Here is a 2,381-nt window from a genome sequence, read left to right as displayed (position 1 = left end):
CGGGCAATTTCAAGTGTTGTTGGTGCTGTAGGCGTTGAAGAGGAGGAGTAGGTTCGGTAACACCGAACCCACGTAGAAAAAAACGCTTATTTATAAGCTCTTTTAATATCTTTTACAATCTGATCAGGTGCTGTTGCAATCTTCATGAACTCTGTCATACTTAAAAGAGGAAGAGAGAGTGCCAAATAGTATTTTGGATCTAAAACAGTAACTCCCGACTTACGCCCAAAAAGCACTACAACCCCCTAAATATAGGAATTCCACAATTAATTTAGGCACTACAAATCAAAGTTTACCTAAAATATAAGGCGTAAGAGAGTGAGAGACTTCCATAAGATTGTAGATTTTCTTAGCATCAGGCTTAATCTTTGAAGGAATAATATACTTAATTTTTTTGCTCTTGTCATAAACAATAGACTTCTGAACATTAAGTAGTAAGTTTCTAATAATTTGAGGAGAGAGTTTTTTATATTGAAGTCGTACTCTATACTCTAAATATCGTGTTAACATATAAGCAGCAAAACTAATTGCTAAATGTGCTTTGACCCTTTTAGGTGACCAGTGATAGATAGGTCGTATCTTTAAATCATGTTTGGTAATCCTAAAGGACTCCTCAACTTGCCATAGATTGTTGTATTGTGTCAATATCTCATCATTAGAGAGTGTAGAATTGGCATTAATAACCAAACCTTTTAAACCATCCCACTTCTCATCCTCTTTGATTTTATCCTCATTAAGTACAATGGTTAAATCACAAGATTTTTTCTTTTTATTATTATCATCTTTTTGTTTATCAAATTTATCATTCTGTTGGGTAGACTCCTCCAACTGTAGATACTTCTTATATCCATGATTAGAGAGATGTGATTTAACCGATTTCTCTTTTTCTAGTTTATCTTTTAGTTTTTTAATCCCTTTTTCTCTATCAGCCTTATCCTTCTTCGCTCTCTTCTTAGAATAGGTAACCACAAGCTTTCTTCCACTGTCAAGTGTGAATCTAGCCACGGTTTTATCAGCATTCAGTTCACGGTAGTTCTCTTGATTTACAATCTGTTCTTTAATGGAGTTAGAGAGATTCTTTATTCTAGCCCCTACAATATAGTTAAACTCATGCTCTTCTAATTCTTCTAACTCTTTTAAATTATCATTGTTAAACATCCCACTATCAGCCACATAGACCACTTTATCTATATTGTACTTCTCTCTTAATACCTTTAGACTTGGAATAAGCGTATGTCCATCAAAGGTATCTCCACTGAATGCTTCATATCCAATAGGCAGTCCCTCTTTGGTAACCATTAATGCCAATACTACTTGTGGTTGATTAAATTTCCTATCTTTAGAATATCCATTTTTCTTAAATTCATCCTCTGTAAAAGACTCAAAGTATAGAGTAGTCGCATCAAAGTAAATAACATCTATATTTCCACCAAATAAATCTTTGGTTTTATTGTAGGCTAAACTATTTAACTTCTCTATTGATTTATCATTGATTTTATCCATCATTTTATAGACAGAATCAAGGTTCAAGCTAATTCCAAAGTTCTCCTCTAACATATTCACCGATGCTCTTTTACTATCAGGTTTGGCTATTCGTGCGAGTACTATATTTTTAAAATGTTTTAGGGACTTTTTATTACGAGAAGGATAGGCAAAGATGGAGTTTAAATGCAACTCATCAAAGAGTTTTCCATATATATCATGTATACCTGTAATCACTCTATCCTCTTCTATTAAGTTCTTAACATTCACAATATAATCTTCATCACTATATTGCCCCTCATCCATCTTCTTTTTGGCTTTATCTATCTCACTCTCTAACTCTTCTGGTGTAAAAAGTGGTAAACAGTTCTCTAACTCAAGTTTCCTTTTTATTGACTCTGCCAATATTTTTAACTCTTCCAACTCTCTATCATCTTGTGCTACACCAACATGTTTAACAATCTTCTGTCTTACTTTACCCTCAACTCGTGTACTCTCTACTATCTGTATGGAACATCTTGGGCTATTGGGTGTCTTTTTTACTCTGATGAACATATCGGCTTCTTTTTATAGTTTTTTGCTATTCGTACTATAGCTAATTTTACCTTAAATTAAACAATATATAATATTTACTAGGCACTACAAATATTTCAAACTTTTCTTTTACTTGTTTTATGGGATTTGTTTTTGCTTTAAGATTGGGTTGGGCGTAAGTCGGGAAGAGCGTGTAATAGATGATGGTAATTTTAAGAAAAAGTTACTGAAAAAGATAGAAACTATAGAAGAGAAGTATATTGGAGGAGTTGTTACAGGACAGAGTGCTAAAGCAGCTGTTGTTCTGGTTTCATTCCACTATTGACTATTACGGATGTTTTCATAGTTAGGACAGGTATTATACT

The 2,381-nt window shown here is 33.3% G+C and carries 3 protein-coding genes; 1 reads left to right on the top strand and 2 read right to left on the bottom strand.

Features of this window, described 5'->3' with window-relative positions; translation table 11 throughout:
- Positions 1-86 precede the first annotated feature (86 nt).
- Together GSY74_RS03655 and GSY74_RS03650 are read right to left on the bottom strand one after the other, a co-directional pair.
- Positions 87-236: a hypothetical protein gene (locus GSY74_RS03655; protein WP_164663749.1), complete on the bottom strand. Its 150-nt coding sequence runs from the start codon at positions 234-236 to the stop codon at positions 87-89.
- A gap of 49 nt (positions 237-285) precedes the next feature.
- Positions 286-2,037 (bottom strand): IS1634 family transposase, encoded by a 1,752-nt coding sequence (locus GSY74_RS03650; protein ID WP_164663751.1) that lies wholly within the window; start codon positions 2,035-2,037, stop codon positions 286-288.
- A gap of 148 nt (positions 2,038-2,185) precedes the next feature.
- Between GSY74_RS03650 and GSY74_RS03645 the strand changes: the two genes are divergently transcribed.
- Positions 2,186-2,341 (top strand): hypothetical protein, encoded by a 156-nt coding sequence (locus tag GSY74_RS03645; protein WP_164663750.1) that lies wholly within the window; start codon positions 2,186-2,188, stop codon positions 2,339-2,341.
- Positions 2,342-2,381 lie beyond the last annotated feature (40 nt).

The sequence above is a fragment of the Sulfurovum sp. bin170 genome (genome assembly GCF_010892395.1).
Classification (GTDB): domain Bacteria; phylum Campylobacterota; class Campylobacteria; order Campylobacterales; family Sulfurovaceae; genus UBA1140.
The sequence above is the reverse complement of the archived record's forward strand: the minus strand, read 5'-3'. Positions and strand labels throughout refer to the sequence as shown.